Here is a 15775-nt window from a genome sequence, read left to right on the forward strand (position 1 = left end):
CGTTGAGAATTCGCGGAGTGCTTCGAATTTCCTCCGGTACGGACGGCTCGGAGTCGGGTTGGGGAGACGTGGCGGGAGCGCCTACAGTCGGGTGTCGATGAGCGTGTCCCTCGACGTGATGCTGGAAGTGGGAGACCTCGCGGACACTTCCGCGGACGCGGTGGTCTTCAAGTACGCGCAGCGGCTCTACGGCGCGGCGGGCGCGGCGGCGCAGCGGCTGGAGCTGGCGGGCGTGCCGTCATCCCAGCTGGAGGTGAAGCCGGGCGAGTACCGCTTCGTGGAGACGCGCGGGGCGCTGGCCTCGCCGCTGGCGCTCTTCGTGGGCACGGTGCGGCTGGGGGACTTCGGCTACCACGAAATCCGCCAGTTCACGGTGCGAGCGCTGAAGGCGCTGGAGGACCACTCGTCGCTGACGCACGTCGCGGGCACGGTGCACGGGCCCAACTACGGGCTGGACGAGGACGAGGCGGTGCTCGCCTTCGTCGGCGGCCTCGTGGAGGCCTTCCAGCGCGGCACCGGGCCTCAGGGGCTGCGGCGCTTCACGGTGGTGGAGCTGGACGCGCGGCGGGCGAACCGGCTGCGCAAGGCGATGGAGCGGGGCCTGAGCGGCACGCCGGGCGTGACGGCGCTGCCGGGCGGGGGCTTCCGCGTGCAGCGGATGAGCGCCTTCGTCCAGGCGCCGCCCATGGCCACGGCGGGCACGGTGTCCATGGCGAAGCCGCATGCCTTCGTGGCCATGCCCTTCTCGCCCGAATTGGAGGACACCTACCACTACGGCATCCAGGGGCCGGTGAAGACGGCGGGCCTGCTGTGCGAGCGCGTGGACCAGGCGGTGTTCGACGGCCCCATCATCCAGCGCATCAAGGAGCGCATCGACACGGCGAAGGTCGTCATCGCCGACCTGTCCATGGCCAACCCCAACGTGTACCTGGAGGTCGGCTACGCGTGGGGGAAGGGGCGGCCCACCATCCTGCTGGTGCGCGACGTGAAGGATCTGCGGTTCGATGTCGCCTCGTACCGCTGCATCGTCTACCGCAGCATCCGCGAGCTGGAGACGGTGCTGGCGCGCGAGCTGGAGCGGCTCGGCTGAAGGTGGCTCACCACCCGCGCGCCGCGACGGCCCACGTGGCGTGCGGCACGCCTCCGCGCAGCACGTGCAGCCGCTCGTGCAGGTTGACGGAGGCGCAGACGTGGTTGGGCACCACGCGCACGCGCTCTCCCACGCGCGGGCGCCACGCGGTGCCGGACACGTCCAGCAGGCCGTGCTCCTCGGACAGGCCGCGCACCAGCACCTCCGGCCTGTCCAGCAGGGCGCCGTAGCCGCCCTGGGGCGCGAGGCCCTCCTCCTTCGCCAGCGCCTTGGAGCCCGCGTCGATGACGGCCTGGCCGGGCACGGCGGTGCTGACCACGGTGGCGAGCACGGAGTACGCGCACTCGCTCCAGTCACACGCGCCCACGGCGGCGGAGTTGCGGTCATTGAGCACGTTGATGCCGGGGCGTATCTCCGTGAGCCCGGCCACCTCGTGCGAGCGCCAGAGGGTGGGCGTGGAGCCGCCGCTCACGATGGAGGGCTTCAGCCCCGCGGCGGCCAGCGCGTCCACGAAGCCGCCCAGGCGCGAGGACTGCTCGTGCAGCGCGGGGCCCAGCTCGGCCTGGGGGGCGCGCAGGTGGCCCGGATAGAAGATGACGCCGCGGTACTCCACGCCGCGCGTGGAGGCCACGGCGCGCGCGAGGGCGACGGCGTCCTCGGGCGTCTGCACGCCCACGCGGCGCATGCCCATGTCCACCTCCACCAGCACGCCCACGGTGCGGCCCGCCGCGTCGGCGGCGCGGCCGAGCCCCTCCAGGGCCTCGCGCGAGTCGAGCGCCACCGACAGCCGCGCGTACGGGGGCAGGGCCATGAGGCGCGCCAGCCGCCCGGCGCCCACCGGCGGGTAGGCCAGCAGCACGTCGGCCGCGACGTTCGCCATCACCTCAGCCTCGCGGGGCGTGGCCACGGTGGCGCCCACCGCACCGGCCCGCAGCTGGAGCGCGGTGAGCTCCGCCGTCTTGTGCGTCTTCGTGTGGGGACGCCACTTCAGGCCGTGCTCGCGCGCATACGCGGCCACGCGCTTCAGGTTGGCCTCCACGCGGTCCAGGTCCACGAGGGCGGCGGGGGTGACGAGCGAGTCCAGCGAGTGGGCGTCCATGCCCCGCATGGTGGCATCCCTCACGACACGGCTCCAGCGGTGCGGTGGGCGCGCCCGCCCCGGCGGTGGAATGCTACACACGCCGCCTCCAGGCCCGAGGTCCCATGCCCGCCGCGACTGCCTCACCGACGCTGACGACCCGAGAGCTCAACCGCGCCACGCTCGCGCGCCAGTTGCTGCTGGAGCGGGAGGAGCTTCCCGTCCTCCGCGCGGTGGAGCGCCTGGTGGCGCTCCAGGCCCAGCAGGCGAAGCCGCCCTTCGTCGGCCTCTGGTCCCGCGTCGAGGGCTTCCGCCGCGAGGATTTGACGCGCCTCCTCCAGAAGCGGGACGTCGTCCGCGCCACGCTGATGCGCGGCACGCTGCACCTCACGAGCGCGAAGGACTACCTGAAGCTGCGCGCCGCCTTCCGCCCGCTGCTGGAGGCCTCCGGACAGACGATGATCCGCGAGCGCGCGAAGGGGCTGGACATCGAGCCCCTCGTCCTCGCCGCGCGTGAGTACCTGGAGGAGGAGCCCCGCACCTTCGACGAGGTGCGGGATTACCTGCTGGAGCGCTACCCGAAGGCCGACGAGCGGGCCATGGGCTTCCTCGTGCGGATGTACCTGCCGCTCGTCCAGGTCCCCACGGATGCGGAGTGGGGCTTCCCGCCCGTGACGGACTTCGCGCTCGCCGAGTCCTGGCTGGCAGCGCCGCTGGGCACCGGCTCCGCGCTGGACACGCTCGTGCTGCGCTACCTGTCCGCCTTCGGCCCCGCCACCGTGGGCGACGTGCAGACGTGGACGGGCCTCAAGGGGCTGAAGGACGTGCTGGCGTCGCTGAAGCCGAAGCTGCTCACCTTCCGCGACGAGAAGGGCCGCGAGCTGTTCGACCTGCCCAGGGCGCCCCGCCCGACGGAGGACACCCCCGCGCCCCCGCGCTTCCTTCCCGACTTCGACAGCCTCGTGCTCGGCCATGACGACCGCTCGCGCCTGGTGGTGGACGCGCACCGCCCGCGCCTCATCACGAAGAACCTGCGCATTCCCGCCACCTTCCTGGTGGACGGCTTCGTCACCGGTACGTGGAAGGTGGAGCGCAAGAAGGCCACCGCGGCCCTCCTCGTCGAGCCCTTCGAGCCGCTGACGAAGAAGACGCGGGACGCGCTGGCCGGGGAGGGGGAGGGGCTGCTCCGCTTCGTCGAGCCCGAGGCCCGGGCGTTCGAGGTCCGCTTCGCCTGAGCGGCCGGTGGGCCCTCGGGCCATGTGTCCGGGATTGTTGACATTCCCTCGTGGCCATTGCGGCGTGTCGGGGGCGGGGCTAGTCATACGGCGAAACGCCGAGTCCCGCCGTCAGCGGGAGCGGGGGACCCAGGTTCGTTGGGGCGAGTCGCTCGCAGTCCGAGCGTAGGGCAGGTTCTTCAGCCCGAGTCCGTCAGCTAACCCCGCAGGCGTCGAGGAGAACACGATGTCTTCCGACCCCAGCAGTCACGGGCCGGGCTCGCCGACGTCCGCGAGCTCGGCCGCTCCCGTTTCCCCACCGTCTTCCCCTGGTCACCGTGCGCATGGTCCGGGCCCCGAGCCGCTCGCCCGGCTGGCGCCACTGGCCCTCGGCGCGCTCGGCATCGTCTACGGCGATATCGGCACCAGTCCGCTGTACGCGCTGCGAGACTGCTTCAGCGGCGAGCACGGCATCGCTCCGACGCCGGCCAACGTGCTGGGCGTGCTCAGCCTGGTCTTCTGGAGCCTCATCCTCGTCATCTCCGTGAAGTACCTCGGCTTCGTGATGCGGGCCGACAACCGCGGCGAGGGCGGCATCCTCGCCCTGCTGGCGCTAGTGGTGCAGCGCGGCGGGCACGAGGGCCGCGGGGCCCGGCGCATGGTGCTGCTGACGCTCGGCCTCTTCGGCGCCGCGCTGCTCTATGGCGACGGCGTCATCACCCCGGCCGTCTCCGTGCTCTCCGCGGTGGAGGGACTGAGCGTGGCCACGCCGCTCTTCACGCCCTACGTGGTGCCCATCGCCCTGGTCATCCTGCTCGTGCTCTTCCTCGTGCAGCGCAAGGGCACGGGTGGCATCGGCCGGGTGTTCGGCCCGCTGATGGTGGTGTGGTTCTGCGTCATCGCGGTGCTGGGCCTCCACGAGATGTGGGGCAACCTCTCGGTGCTGCGAGCCGTGGTGCCCACGCACGCGGTGCGCTTCTTCGTGCAGAACGGGTGGCACGGCTTCCTGGTGCTGGGCGCGGTGTTCCTCGTCGTCACCGGTGGCGAGGCGCTGTACGCGGACATGGGCCACTTCGGCTACCGGCCCATCCGCCTGGCGTGGTTCGCGCTGGTGCTGCCGGCGCTGCTGCTCAACTACTTCGGACAGGGCGCGCTGCTGCTCAGGGACCCGTCCGTCGCGACCAACCCCTTCTTCCACCTGGCCCCGGACTGGGCCCTCTACCCGCTGGTGGCGCTGGCCACGGCCGCCACCGTCATCGCCTCCCAGGCGCTCATCTCCGGCGTCTTCAGCCTCACGCGGCAGGCCATCCAGCTGGGCTACTGGCCCCGGCTCGAGGTGGTGCACACCTCCGCCGAGGAGCAGGGGCAGATCTACCTGCCGGGCGTGAATATCGCGCTGCTGCTGGGCGTGGTGCTGGTGGTGCTGGGCTTCCGCTCCTCCACCGCCCTCACGGCCGCGTATGGCATCGCCGTGACGGCCACCATGGCCATCACCACGTGTCTGGCCTACGTCGTGGCGCGCGAGCGCTGGGGCCTGCGGCGCTCCGTGCTGGTGCCCCTGGCGGCGCTCTTCCTTGCGGTGGACCTGGCCTTCTTCGGCGCCAACTTCATCAAGGTGGCCCACGGCGGCTGGCTGCCGCTGGGCATGGGCGTGGTCCTCTTCACCCTGATGACGACGTGGAAGCGCGGCCGTGAGCTGCTGGGGCAGAAGCTGCACGCGTCCTCGCTCGGGCTGGTGGATTTGCTGGAGAGCTTCGGCGACAACGCGCCCCAACGGGTGCCGGGCACGGCCATCTTCATGACGGGCAACCCCGCGATTGCCCCCAGCGCGATGCTGCACAACCTGAAGCACAACAAGGTGCTGCACGAGCAGACGCTGCTGCTCACCATCACCACCGAGGACGTCCCGCATGTGCCGTCTTCGGAACGGGTGACGGTGGAGAGCCTGCCCATGGGCCTGCGCCGCATCACCGCGCGCTATGGCTTCATGGATGACCCGTCGATTCCGGACATCCTCAAGCGCTGCCGCGAGGCGGGCCTGCCCTTCAACGTGATGAGCACCAGCTTCTTCCTCGGCCGCGAGACGCTCATCGTCAGCAGGAACCCGGCCATGGCGCGCTGGCGCGAGGCGCTCTTCGTCTGGATGAGCCGCAACGCCCGCTCGGCCACCGCCTTCTTCCGAATCCCTCCCAACCGCGTGGTGGAGCTGGGCGCCCAGGTGGAGCTGTAGCCAGCCGCGGCGAGGTGGCGGCACACACCGCCCGCCACCTCGCACGGCCCTCGCGGCGTCAGCGCGCCGGGCGGACCTTCACGCGCATGTAGCGGCCGTCTTCCTTCTCCTTCACGACCTCGATGATGGTGCCCGTGGGCGGAACCTGCACGCCCAGCCAGTACGTCTCCTCGAACCAGTACGGGTTCAGGTCATTGAAGACGGGCTCGGCCGGAAGCGACGGCACGTCCACGCGCGGGCCCCACGGCGTCTTGAGCGACAGGGGCTGCGTGGGGCTCAGGCCGAACGTCGCGTCGCGCACCTGGATGAAGGTGTCCCAGTACCAGCCGTCGCCGTCGAACGTCGGCACCGGACGCGCGTCCACCGGCAGGATGCGGCCCTGGCCCGGGTGCACGCTGGTCTGGTTGTTCTTGAACCGGGTGTTCCAGTAGGTGATGAGCAGGCCCGGCTCGTAGGGGTAGTGCTCCACGTAGTTGTAGAGCCCCAGGTCCCCGTACGGGTACTGGTAGGGGCCCGTCTCCAGGCCCTCGTCGTAGAGGCGGTACTGCCGGTACTCGGCCAGGTAGTAGTGGTCGATGTAGATGTGCTGGCCGTCGTGCTGCTGGAAGCCGGAGAGCGTCCAGCCGTTGGGCGTCTGCTCCGCCCCGTCGGAGAACACGGTGCGCCCGTCCGCCTTGATTGTCAGCGCGTCCACCTGGAAGCCGGGGCGGATTTCGGCGCCGTCCGTCCAGTAGCGCAGGCGCAGGTGGATGGTGCGGCCCGCGTACGGCGTCAGGTCGAAGGTGACGGGAATCCAGCCGCCGGACACGCCGGTGATGCCGTTGCCGAAGTTCTGGGCGTTGGGGTCGGTGTTGGTGGTGATGGTGCTGGGGAGGTTCTCGAAGCGCTGGCCGTCCATGGAGACGGAGACGTAGGCGTAGTCCCAGTCCTGCTCGATGTCGAACCACGTCTGGAGCTGGAGCGAGACGGCGCGCGCGGCCGGCAGGCGCACCGTGCGCACCATGGAGCGGTCCAGGTTGTCACCGTCGCCGCTGTACCAGGCGTGCTGGCCCGCGTACGGCGGCGTCGTCGGGTGGTCGTCCACCTGGGGCGGCAGGGTGACGAGCAGCGCCTGCGCGTCCTTGGTGTTGAACTCCGCGGGGCCCAGCTTGTGGCTGGAGCGCTCGCCGGCCTTCGCCTCGGCGTAGTTCAGCCAGCCGAGCTGCAGCTTGTCCCACGCCCACAAGTCACCCGGGCGCGTGCCGGTGTCCACCGTCCCCCTGCCCAGGTACGAGCCGTGGGCCATGAGGGTCCAGAAGGCGGCGTCCGTCCCGTAGCCCGAGGCCGTGTCGTAGTGGTCCGGCAGTCCGAGGTCATGGCCGTACTCGTGGGCGAACACGCCCAGGCCGCCGTTCTCCGGCTGCATCGTGTAGTCACCCACCCACTTGTCCACGGGGCCGAAGCGGGTGCCGCCGTTGGGGTTGTACGCGGGGCCGTTGCCTCCCGTGCCGCCGCCGGTGGAGAAGGCGAAGGCACGGTGGCTCCAGACGGCGTTCTGTCGCTGCGCGCCGCCGCCCGTCTCCTCGCCCTCGCCGGCGTGGACGATTTGGAAGTGGTCGATGTAGCCGTCCGGCTCGTCGAAGTTGCCGTCGTGGTCGTAGTCGTACCGGTCCCACGTGTCGAAGGTGTCCAGGTACGCCTTGATCTGCTCCGGCGTCTTGCCCGCGGCGAGCTGGCTGTTCGTCCAGGCGTTGACGGCGTCACCGACGAGGTACCAGACGCCGGTGCTGGTGCAGATGTTGCGGCCGCACAGGTTGTGGCCGTAGCGCGCGCTGTTGTAGGGGACGCGCACCCACTCGTGCACGGTGCCATTCACCGTGTACCGGCCGGAAGACTGGGTCCGGTAGTAGGTGGCCACCGAGTCCACGCCCGGGCCCGTGGCGAAGTAGAGCTGCTCGTAGTGCGCGCGGTTGTAGTCCGCCTGCCAGATGGTGGTGTTGTCCACGGCGCGGTCCGGCTGCGGCATCTGGTTGTGGAGCGGCCCCGGGATGTCACCGCCGGGGTTGGTCTGCGGGTTGCCGTAGACGGGGTGCACCTGGTCGCCGAACTCGGCGAGGATGACGAAGATGCGGTCCGTGCGCTCCAGCTCCAGCTCCACGTAGCGGCCCTTCGACACCTCGTGGATGCGGCCCTTCGCGCGGCCCTCCACCTTGTCCTTGAGGGCCTGGGCCCGAAGCTGCCGCTGCCGCTCACCCTGCGGGTGGGGCACGTCGTCCGACTCGCCCCGGCGGGCGAGGGACACCGGCCCGGGGAGGGAGGCCTCTTTCTTGTACGGGTTCTTCGCCCAGGCGGAGGGCGACACCGAGAGGGCCACGAGGCCCCACTTCAGCCACTGCTTTCCAGACTTCATGGTCGGAATGCTCACCTGGCGGTGCCGGCCGGCCCTGCGTACTCACGGCTTCCGCCGGGGCGGCACGATAACCCGACGCCCGCAGATATATGCAACCACGTTGTAACGGGTTCGGAGATACACCGCGCCGCGCAACGATTTTCGGGGGCCGTGCGACCTGGAGCGGCGAGGTCCGTTCAATGAAAAGGCCCGCCGCGAACCGTTTCCGGGTCCACGGCGGGCCTGGGGCCCCTTGGTCAGCTTCCGCCGCGCGTCACTGCGGCGCGGGAGCGGACACCTTCTTCGCGGGCGGTCGGTACTTCATGCCCAGCTCGTTGAAGACGAAGGAGTAGACGTCCACCTCCTCCTCGATGCGGGCGTTGAGCGGGGTGCCGGCGCCGTGGCCCGTCTCCGCGTTGGCGCGCAGGAGGATGGGCGTCTTCGCGCCGTTGGCCTCCTGCATGCGGGCCACCATCTTCCGCGAGTGGAACGGGTCCACGCGCGGGTCATTGGCGCCGGAGGTGAAGAGCACCGACGGGTACTTCGTCCCGTCCTTCACGTTGTGCAGCGGCGAGTACGCGCGCAGCGCCTTGAACTGCTCCGGGTCCTTCACCGTGCCGTACTCGGTGATGTTGAACTGGCCGTTGGGCGTGAGCTCCACCCGCAGCATGTCGTAGATGCCCACGCGCGCCACGACGGCGCCGTACATCTCCGGGTGCTGCGTGACGGCCGCGCCCATCAGCAGGCCGCCGTTGCTGCCGCCCTGGATGGCCAGCTTCTTGGGCTGCGTGTACTTCTGGTCCACCAGCAGCTTCGCGCAGGCGTAGAAGTCGTCGAAGACGTTCTGCTTGTTCGTCAGCGAGCCTTCCGCGTGCCACTTCTCGCCGAACTCCGAGCCGCCGCGCAGGTTCGCAATCGCAAACACGCCGCCCTGCTCCAGCCACAGGCCCGTCAGCGCGCTGTAGCCCGGGGTGATGGAGACGTTGAAGCCGCCGTAGCCCGTGAGCATCGCCGGGTTCTTCCCGTTCAGCTTCGTGCCCTTCTTCTTCAGGATGGTGAGCGGCACCTTGGTGCCATCCTTGGACGTGGCCTCGGTGCGCACCACCTCCACGTCGCTCAGGTCCATGGGCGAGGTGCGCGCCAGCGCCGTCTTCGTCACCTTGTTGTCCTTGGCCGAGTACCGGTACCAGGCCATGGGCTGCACGTAGCTGACGTTGGCGAAGAGCACGTCGTCCCCGTCGCCCGCGGCCACAATCCCGTTCACCGCAGACACCGGCAGCGTGGGCACCAGGCCCAGCGACTGGCCCTTCAGGTCCACCATGCGCACCTGCGAGGGGCCGCCGAGCTGCTCATTCACGTACAGCCGGGACTTCGTCGGGAAGATGGCCTGGATGCTGGCCTCGCCCTCGGGGATGAGCACCGTCGCCTTGTCCAGCGTGGGCGTGGCCAGCGGCAGCCGCAGCACCTTGCCACGCGGCGCGTCCTTGCGGCTGACGAGGTACAGCGCGTCGTCATGGCCGAAGACGGCGCGGATGACCTTGTCCTCGAACTTCGACACCTGCGCCCACTGCCCGGACGGGCCGCGCAGGTACAGCATGTACTCGCCGCCGTCGCCGTTGGCGACCACCGCGGCGGTGTGCTTGCCGTCCTCGGACGTCTCCAGCTCCGTCATCGCGATGCGCGGGAAGTCCTTGCCCAGCGCGTAGGTGTCCTTCTCCGTCGGCGTGCCGAGCTGGTGGAAGTAGACCTGCTGGAAGAAGTCGTGGTCCGCCACGGGGCGCTCCGCGCCGCGCGGATAGCGCGTGTAGAAGTAGCCCGTGCCGTCCGCGTTCCACGCGAGGCTGCCGCCCGCGGTGCCGCCATTCACGTGCGGCACCATCTCGTTCGGCATCGCCTTGCCGGTGGCCACGTCGTAGACGGTGACGTCACCGCTCTCCGTGCCGCCCTTCGACATGGAGATGGCCACCTTCTTGCCGTCCCGCGTGGGGACGAACCAGTCGATGGTGGTGTGGCCGGACGGGTCCACCACCATGGGGTCCACGAGCACGCGCTCCTTGGACGTGTCATCCACCGAGCCCAGCACCACCAGGAACCCCTGCTGCTTGGGCGGCTGCGACTTCATGGCGAAGAGGGTGCCGCCGGCCTCCTGGAGCCCGCCGTAGCCGGGGGACTTCCAGGAGAGCAGCTCGGTGACGCGCTGGCGCAGGCCCTCGCGCCCGGGGAGCTTGTCCAGCATGCCGCGCGTGTACGCGTTCTGCGCGTCGTTCCACTGCTTCACGCTCGCCTCGGACGAGGCCTCCAGCCACTGGTAGGCGTCCTTCACCTCCGTGCCGTGGTAGGTGTCCACCTTCTCCTGCTTCGCCGTCGCGGGGGCCTTCGCGGCGCCCTTGGGGGCGGCGGAAATGGCCAGCGGCAGCATCAGCGCCGCCGCCGTCAATGCGCTCTTCAGTTTCACCGTTCACCTCGTGGGTGGGGAAGTCGCGCGAGAGCCTGCCACGTCCTCCGCGCGCTGGCGCACCTTCCCCGTCACGGGAATGTCGCCGCCGCCCGGGTGTTCGGGCGGGCCCCGAGCGTGCGGGCGACGGGAATAGGACGCGTCAACCCGGTGAACCCGGATGTCCGGGGTGACTCAGCGCAGGGGCAGCTCGACGAGCGCGGCCGCGAAGCGGTCGAAGGCCTCGCTGGAGGGGAGCGCGGTGCCCTCGTCCATGTTCCCCAGCATCAGCGCGAAGACGACGCGCGGGTGCTGGGCGTCACCGGGCCGGTCCACCACGCCCACGAAGCAGCGCTGACCGGAGAGCGTGCCCGTCTTCGCGCGGATGTGGCCGGCGGTGCGGGGGGTGACGGGGCGGCTGGCGAGCGTGCCGTCCTGGCCGGCCACGGGCAGGCTGTCCACCAGCGCGTCGCCGTACGTCTCGCGCAGGCTGGTGAAGAGGACGCGCACCAGGCCCCTCGCGGTGGCCATGTTGTAGCGGGACAGCCCGCTGCCATCCACCGGGCGCAAATCCCGCAGGGGGATGCCGCGGCGGGTGAGCTCGTCGGCCATGGCGGAGCGCAGGGCGGTGTAGGACTCCGCGCCGGTGCGCTCGCGGGTGAAGCGCAGGCCCAGCCGCTCGGCATAGAGGTTGAGGGACTCCTTGTTGGTGACCTTCACCAGCTCCGACAGGGGCGGGCTGACCAGGGTGACGAGCGGCTCGGGCACGGGCGGACGCAGCGGGGCGGGGGCCTCCAGCGTCATCGGCAGCCGCGGCACGCCGCGCTGGAGGAGGGCCTCCTCCACGCACGCGGAGAAGAGGACCTGCGGCTCGTCCACCGCAAGCTTCACGGTGGCGGTGCGCGGGCACTGGTTGGCGGGCGAGCGCCACACGCAGCGCACGCCCGGGCCGCCGCGCTGGCGGACGCAGGAGAGGTTGGCGCGCTCGGCGTTCATGTCCACGCGGACCACGGCGGGCAACGACGCGAAGGCGGGCGTGAGCTGCACCGTGGGCGGCTGCGCGCAGTCCGCGCCGTCCGCGCGGGACAGCGACAGGTCCACCACGTTCTCCCGGAAGACGAAGGCGGTGGGCGCGGCGCTGTACGCGTACGCGGCGTCGTCCCACGCCCAGCCCGGGCCGAAGGGAAGGTCCGCGTCGTCGGTGCCCCGCACGCGCACCTGCCCGCGCCACTGGCGGATGCCGCGCGCCTGCATGGCGTCCGCCACCTGCTCACACGCGAGCGCCGTCTCGGGGAAGCGCCAGGAGCCCAGCGACGGGTCTCCCGCTGCCTCCACCACGACGTCTCCCAGGAACAGGCCGTCCACCTGACTGCCTTCCAGGGACACGGGCGTCTGGTAGCGGAAGTCGGGCCCCAGTGCGGAGAGCACGGACGCGGTGGAGACCACCTTCATGGTGGACGCGGGCAGCAGGCGCATGTGCTCGCGGTGGTGGAAGAGGGGCTCGCCCGTCTGCGCGTCCACGACGTAGGCGCTCGCCAGCGCTCCCTCGTCCTCCAGGACGCCGAAGAGGGACTCCGCGAGCGACGGGAAGGTGGACCCCTCCGGACGCTTCGCGCGGACGCACCCGGCGAGCGTTAGAGATGCCAGCAGCAGTGGGACGAGGAGGGCTCGGCGCATGGAGCCGGCCACGCTATCGCCACGGCCTCACGGTGTCATGCAACCGACGCGCGCCGGACGCGGCGTCCTCCGGGTTGGCCGTTCGGTATGCAACCCACCGGCATGGAATCCATGCCGCTTCCCCTGGACGGGCGCAAGTGGTCGTTACAGTTCATGCTGCCATGTCCGACCCGCGGAAGCCGCCCTCTCCGAGCAGCTCGTCCATTGACGCCTCCATCGCGGCGGACGTCGCGGCGATCGGCCGCATCGACGCGGTGAAGACCGTGCTCCGGCTGCTCCTGGAGACCACGGGGCTCCGGCTGGGGGTGGTGGCGCGTGTCACGGCCGACTCCTGGACGTGCTGCGCGGTGCTGGACGAGGTGAACTTCGGGCTGCACCCCGGGAATTCGCTCGAAGTCGCCACGACATTTTGAAGCACCGTTCGCGGCGCGGTCGCGCCGCTCCTCATCCGGCATGCGAGCAGGGACCCCCGGTTCGCGACCCATCCGGCGCCGAAGCTCTACGGCATCGAGAGCTATATCGCCGTGCCCCTGCACCGGCGGGACGGCTCCTTCTTTGGCGTGCTGTGCGCGCTGGACCCGCTCCCGGCCAACCTGGGCGAGGAGAAGCTGGAGGTCTTCCGTCACCTCGGGGAGCTGGTCGGCCATCAGCTCGAGCAGCAGGAGGAGCTGGGGCGGAGGGATGCCCAGCTCCTCGGCGCGCACGAGGCCGCGCAGCTGCGCGAGCAGCTCATCGGCATCGTGAGCCATGACCTGCGCAACCCGCTCAACGCCATCACCCTGTCGACGGCCATGCTGATGCGCCGCACGGACCTGGACGACCGGGCGCGCCGCGGCCTCAGCCGCATCCTGGAGTCCGCGGACCGTGCCAACCGGCTCATCCGGGACCTGCTCGACTTCACCCAGGCCCGCATGGGCAAGTCGCTTCCCGTGAAGCCCCAGGCGATGGACCTCCATGCACTGACGCACCAGGTGGTGGACGAGGTGGGGCTGGCCACGCCCGGACGCCGGCTGGACGTGGAGTGCGAGGGTGATGCACGCGGCACGTGGGACCCGGACCGCATCGCCCAGGTCCTCACGAACCTGCTCACCAATGCCTTGCAGTACAGCCCCGCCGGTACACCCATCCGGGTGAAGACCGCGGGGCACGGCGACAAGGTCGTCCTCTCCGTGTGCAACGAGGGCCCGCCCATCCCCGCGCACGTGCTGCCGGGCCTGTTCGAGCCGATGACGCGCGGTACCCGGGACGGCGGCGAGCGCCGCAGCATCGGCCTGGGGCTCTTCATCGTGGACCAGATTGTCCGCGCCCACGGAGGCCGCGTGGAGGTGGTGTCCACGGAAGGGGCGGGCACGACGTTCCGTGTCCACCTGCTTCGCGGTACCGGGTGAGTCCCGGCGTCAGGCGCGTGGAGCGCCCACCGTGAAGTCGAGCACCCGCTCCCACACCTCGTGGAACTGCTGCTCCTGGAAGCGGGAGCCGGACTTGAGCCAGCTGATGTATTGCTCGGGCTGGTCGAAGTGGCCCATCACGTCGAGATGGTCGGAGGCCACGACGTGGAGGAGCTGGCCCCAGACCTGGGAGCGGCTCGGGACGATGCCGTCGCTCCACGCCTCGAACTTCCTGCCGAAGGCCTCCTGGAGCGCCCGGGTCTGCGCCTCCGTGCGCTCGGGAATCCGCAGCTCCGGGGAGAGCGGGGCGCTCATTCGATACAGGAAGCAGAAGATGCCGTAGAGGAGCGAGTCCGGAGGCAGCAGCATGCGGGGAGACAGCCGGCGCAGCAGGCTGGGCGGCGGTGCCCCCGTGACGATGGAGCCGTAGCGGATGCCCTCCCGGTCCGGCGTGTCCTGGTTGAACGTCCGCACCCGGCCCGGGGTGAGGTCGTGGATGAGCTCCTGGTTCTCTCCAATCTGGTCGAAGTACCGCAGGAGCCCGTCGCGCTCGCTCTCGGAGAGGTCCGCCAGCAGCTCGGCGAACTCAGTGAAGAGGTTGGGGGGAACGCCGGCCTGCTCGCCCACGCGGACGAGCCGGTAGAGCGCCTGGAGCACGGCGGTCCTGAGGGGCATGGCCTTGCGGTGCAGGGCCAGGAAGGTGAAGAGCCAGAGGTAGCGCAGCAGCGTCTTTCCCACGTCGCCCTGGTGGAAGGCGCTCGCCAGCGGTGTGCCGTGATGCGGGGTGGAGAGTGTCACCACCGAGCGCACGCGCTGGACGAAGGCGGGCGCCTCCGGGGCCATGCGGAGCGAGACGACACCCCTGACATCCAGCCCGCCCGTCGAGTGCCCCACGAGGTGGAGGTCCGCTCCGTCCTCTGTCTCCGTCCTCGCCATCTCCTGGATGACGCTGCGTGCACGCGCTTGGAGCCCGGAGGTGGGGGACGAGGCCAGGCAGTGGACCTGCGCGTCGACATCGCGAGCCTTGAACCGCTGCTGGAGCAACGCGGGGACGTGCTGGAAGTAGGCGATTCGCTCCGCTTCCTCGTCACCCATCTCGGTGAAGCCGAAGAATCCGGGGACAAGGTAGATGCGATGCCTTGTGGCCATGAAGCCAGTCTAGTCGCGCAGGCGCATGGCCGAGCGGGACGGGGGCTGCATGTCTGGCTTCTGCCAGCCACCTGACGAGTGTCTCGAACCGCCGGGCCGTCCCTGCTCTGAATGCCTCCGGATGAGAACCGCTACGCGCGGCGAATCCGGGCGCCGGATTCCCTCAGGCGCTCGACCACGTAGGCCGGTTGGAGCAGTCCCTCGGGGTGATGGAGCCCCGGTGCCACGGGAGGGCCGCCCGCGAGGCCGAGCAGTCGCTCCACCGCGAGCGCCACGCCCCGTGCGCTCAGGCCCGAGTGCACGTCCGCGTCGACGATTTCGTGGCGCACGCGGCCCGTCGTCCCGTCCTCCCGCTCGCCGGTGATTTCGATGATGACCTCGTGGGACACGCCCTGGCCGCTGGGGCGCCGCGCCGCTTCCCGCACCGCGAAGTCGAGGCGGACCGTCCTCGCGTCCGTCGCCGCGGCAAGGCTCACCACGTCGAGCAGCGGATAGGCCCGGCCCTGCCACTTCGTTCCATCCACGCCCACGAAGTCGCGCGTCACGTCGTCTCCCTGCGCCCAGAGAAACCTCCCGTCCTTGAGCATCAGCGGGCTCGGCACGGCCTTCGTGACGCGCTCCATGTCGCCTTGCGCCGCCGGCCCGCCCGCGTCCTCCTCGTCGAAGACCGCGCTGATTTCAATGGCCTCGACGCGTCGGAGCTCCCTGGCGAAGTGGAGCGTTGCCAGCGTCACCGTCCCTCCCAGGAAGTGGCCCAGCAGGAGCACGGGCGAGCGGGTGGGGTGCTGGATGTAGCGCGCCACCTCCGGCCCGATGTCGAACACGAAGTCCGAGAAGGAGACGTAGGGCACGCCCTTCGCCTGCGCATACTTCATGGAGTTGAGTGAGTCGTCCTTCAGCAGCACGACCACCGCGCTGAAGGACGCTGAATCAGGAAGGCCCAGGTCCTGCCGCTCCAGGTCGATGCGTACCGCATCGGTGCCGCCCAGTTCCCTGGCGAGGGCCTGGGCCCTTCCCAGGTCGCGCACGCCCAGGGTGATGGGCAGCGCGGGCTGAAGCCGGCGAAGCGTCTTCGCGGCCCGGCTGCCGACGACGCCGGAGCCTCCGATGATGAGGACGGGTTTCTGCGTGTTCGAGGACATGACGG

The 15775-nt window shown here is 70.5% G+C and carries 11 protein-coding genes and 1 riboswitch; of the genes, 5 read left to right on the plus strand and 6 right to left on the minus strand.

Annotated features, from left to right (window positions below; all coding sequences use genetic code 11):
• Positions 1-97: 97 nt before the first annotated feature.
• On the plus strand, positions 98-1090 hold the full coding sequence (locus ACX9TP_RS18075; protein WP_482980965.1) for a hypothetical protein: 993 nt from the start codon (positions 98-100) through the stop codon (positions 1088-1090).
• 7 nt (positions 1091-1097) lie between these two features.
• On the opposite strand, the gene ACX9TP_RS18080 is transcribed toward ACX9TP_RS18075, so the two are convergent.
• Entirely contained in the window at positions 1098-2213 is a 1116-nt protein-coding gene (locus tag ACX9TP_RS18080) for a D-TA family PLP-dependent enzyme (protein WP_482980966.1), read from the minus strand.
• A gap of 80 nt (positions 2214-2293) precedes the next feature.
• Between ACX9TP_RS18080 and ACX9TP_RS18085 the strand changes: the two genes are divergently transcribed.
• Together ACX9TP_RS18085 and ACX9TP_RS18090 are read left to right on the plus strand one after the other, a co-directional pair.
• Complete coding sequence (locus ACX9TP_RS18085; protein WP_482980967.1) at positions 2294-3403, plus strand: winged helix DNA-binding domain-containing protein; 1110 nt, start codon at positions 2294-2296, stop codon at positions 3401-3403.
• A gap of 86 nt (positions 3404-3489) precedes the next feature.
• Positions 3490-3630, plus strand: a riboswitch (cyclic di-AMP (ydaO/yuaA leader).
• Complete coding sequence (locus tag ACX9TP_RS18090; protein ID WP_482980968.1) at positions 3630-5612, plus strand: potassium transporter Kup; 1983 nt, start codon at positions 3630-3632, stop codon at positions 5610-5612. It overlaps the preceding riboswitch by 1 nt.
• Before the next feature lie 58 nt (positions 5613-5670).
• Here the strand turns inward: ACX9TP_RS18090 and ACX9TP_RS18095 are convergent, their stop codons facing one another.
• The 3 genes from ACX9TP_RS18095 to dacB form a co-directional block, all read right to left on the minus strand.
• On the minus strand, positions 5671-8001 hold the full coding sequence (locus ACX9TP_RS18095) for an immune inhibitor A domain-containing protein (RefSeq protein WP_482980969.1): 2331 nt from the start codon (positions 7999-8001) through the stop codon (positions 5671-5673).
• Positions 8002-8254: 253 nt separating this feature from the next.
• A complete protein-coding gene (locus ACX9TP_RS18100) occupies positions 8255-10435 on the minus strand; it encodes a prolyl oligopeptidase family serine peptidase (RefSeq protein WP_482980970.1) in 2181 nt (726 codons plus the stop codon).
• Positions 10436-10609: 174 nt separating this feature from the next.
• Positions 10610-11935, minus strand: coding sequence for a D-alanyl-D-alanine carboxypeptidase/D-alanyl-D-alanine endopeptidase (gene dacB, locus ACX9TP_RS18105; protein ID WP_482980971.1), 1326 nt, complete (start codon positions 11933-11935; stop codon positions 10610-10612).
• A gap of 317 nt (positions 11936-12252) precedes the next feature.
• On the opposite strand from dacB, the gene ACX9TP_RS18110 reads away from it, so the two are divergent.
• Both ACX9TP_RS18110 and ACX9TP_RS18115 read left to right on the plus strand, forming a co-directional pair.
• A complete protein-coding gene (locus ACX9TP_RS18110; protein ID WP_482980972.1) occupies positions 12253-12504 on the plus strand; it encodes a hypothetical protein in 252 nt (83 codons plus the stop codon).
• Between the two features lie 33 nt (positions 12505-12537).
• Positions 12538-13479 carry a GAF domain-containing sensor histidine kinase gene (locus tag ACX9TP_RS18115; protein ID WP_482982192.1) on the plus strand — a complete coding sequence of 314 codons (942 nt, stop codon included), beginning with the start codon at positions 12538-12540 and terminating at the stop codon, positions 13477-13479.
• A gap of 9 nt (positions 13480-13488) precedes the next feature.
• Here ACX9TP_RS18115 and ACX9TP_RS18120 read toward each other — a convergent pair whose 3' ends face one another.
• Both ACX9TP_RS18120 and ACX9TP_RS18125 read right to left on the minus strand, forming a co-directional pair.
• A complete protein-coding gene (locus ACX9TP_RS18120; protein WP_482980973.1) occupies positions 13489-14628 on the minus strand; it encodes an esterase/lipase family protein in 1140 nt (379 codons plus the stop codon).
• A 131-nt stretch (positions 14629-14759) separates the two neighbouring features.
• Positions 14760-15770, minus strand: a complete 1011-nt coding sequence (locus ACX9TP_RS18125) for an NAD(P)-dependent oxidoreductase (protein ID WP_482980974.1) — start codon at positions 15768-15770, stop codon at positions 14760-14762.
• Positions 15771-15775: the final 5 nt, after the last annotated feature.

Source organism: Pyxidicoccus sp. M15 (assembly GCF_056858435.1).

What these genes read in the sequence shown, in the direction of transcription:
- ACX9TP_RS18085 (WP_482980967.1), top strand. Translation starts at nt 2,294, where the DNA reads ATGCCCGCCGCGACTGCCTCACCGACGCTGACGACCCGAGAGCTCAAC.
- ACX9TP_RS18125 (WP_482980974.1), bottom strand. Translation starts at nt 15,770, where the DNA reads ATGTCCTCGAACACGCAGAAACCCGTCCTCATCATCGGAGGCTCCGGC.
- ACX9TP_RS18075 (WP_482980965.1), top strand. Translation starts at nt 98, where the DNA reads ATGAGCGTGTCCCTCGACGTGATGCTGGAAGTGGGAGACCTCGCGGAC.
- ACX9TP_RS18095 (WP_482980969.1), bottom strand. Translation starts at nt 8,001, where the DNA reads ATGAAGTCTGGAAAGCAGTGGCTGAAGTGGGGCCTCGTGGCCCTCTCG.
- ACX9TP_RS18120 (WP_482980973.1), bottom strand. Translation starts at nt 14,628, where the DNA reads ATGGCCACAAGGCATCGCATCTACCTTGTCCCCGGATTCTTCGGCTTC.
- ACX9TP_RS18110 (WP_482980972.1), top strand. Translation starts at nt 12,253, where the DNA reads ATGTCCGACCCGCGGAAGCCGCCCTCTCCGAGCAGCTCGTCCATTGAC.
- ACX9TP_RS18090 (WP_482980968.1), top strand. Translation starts at nt 3,630, where the DNA reads ATGTCTTCCGACCCCAGCAGTCACGGGCCGGGCTCGCCGACGTCCGCG.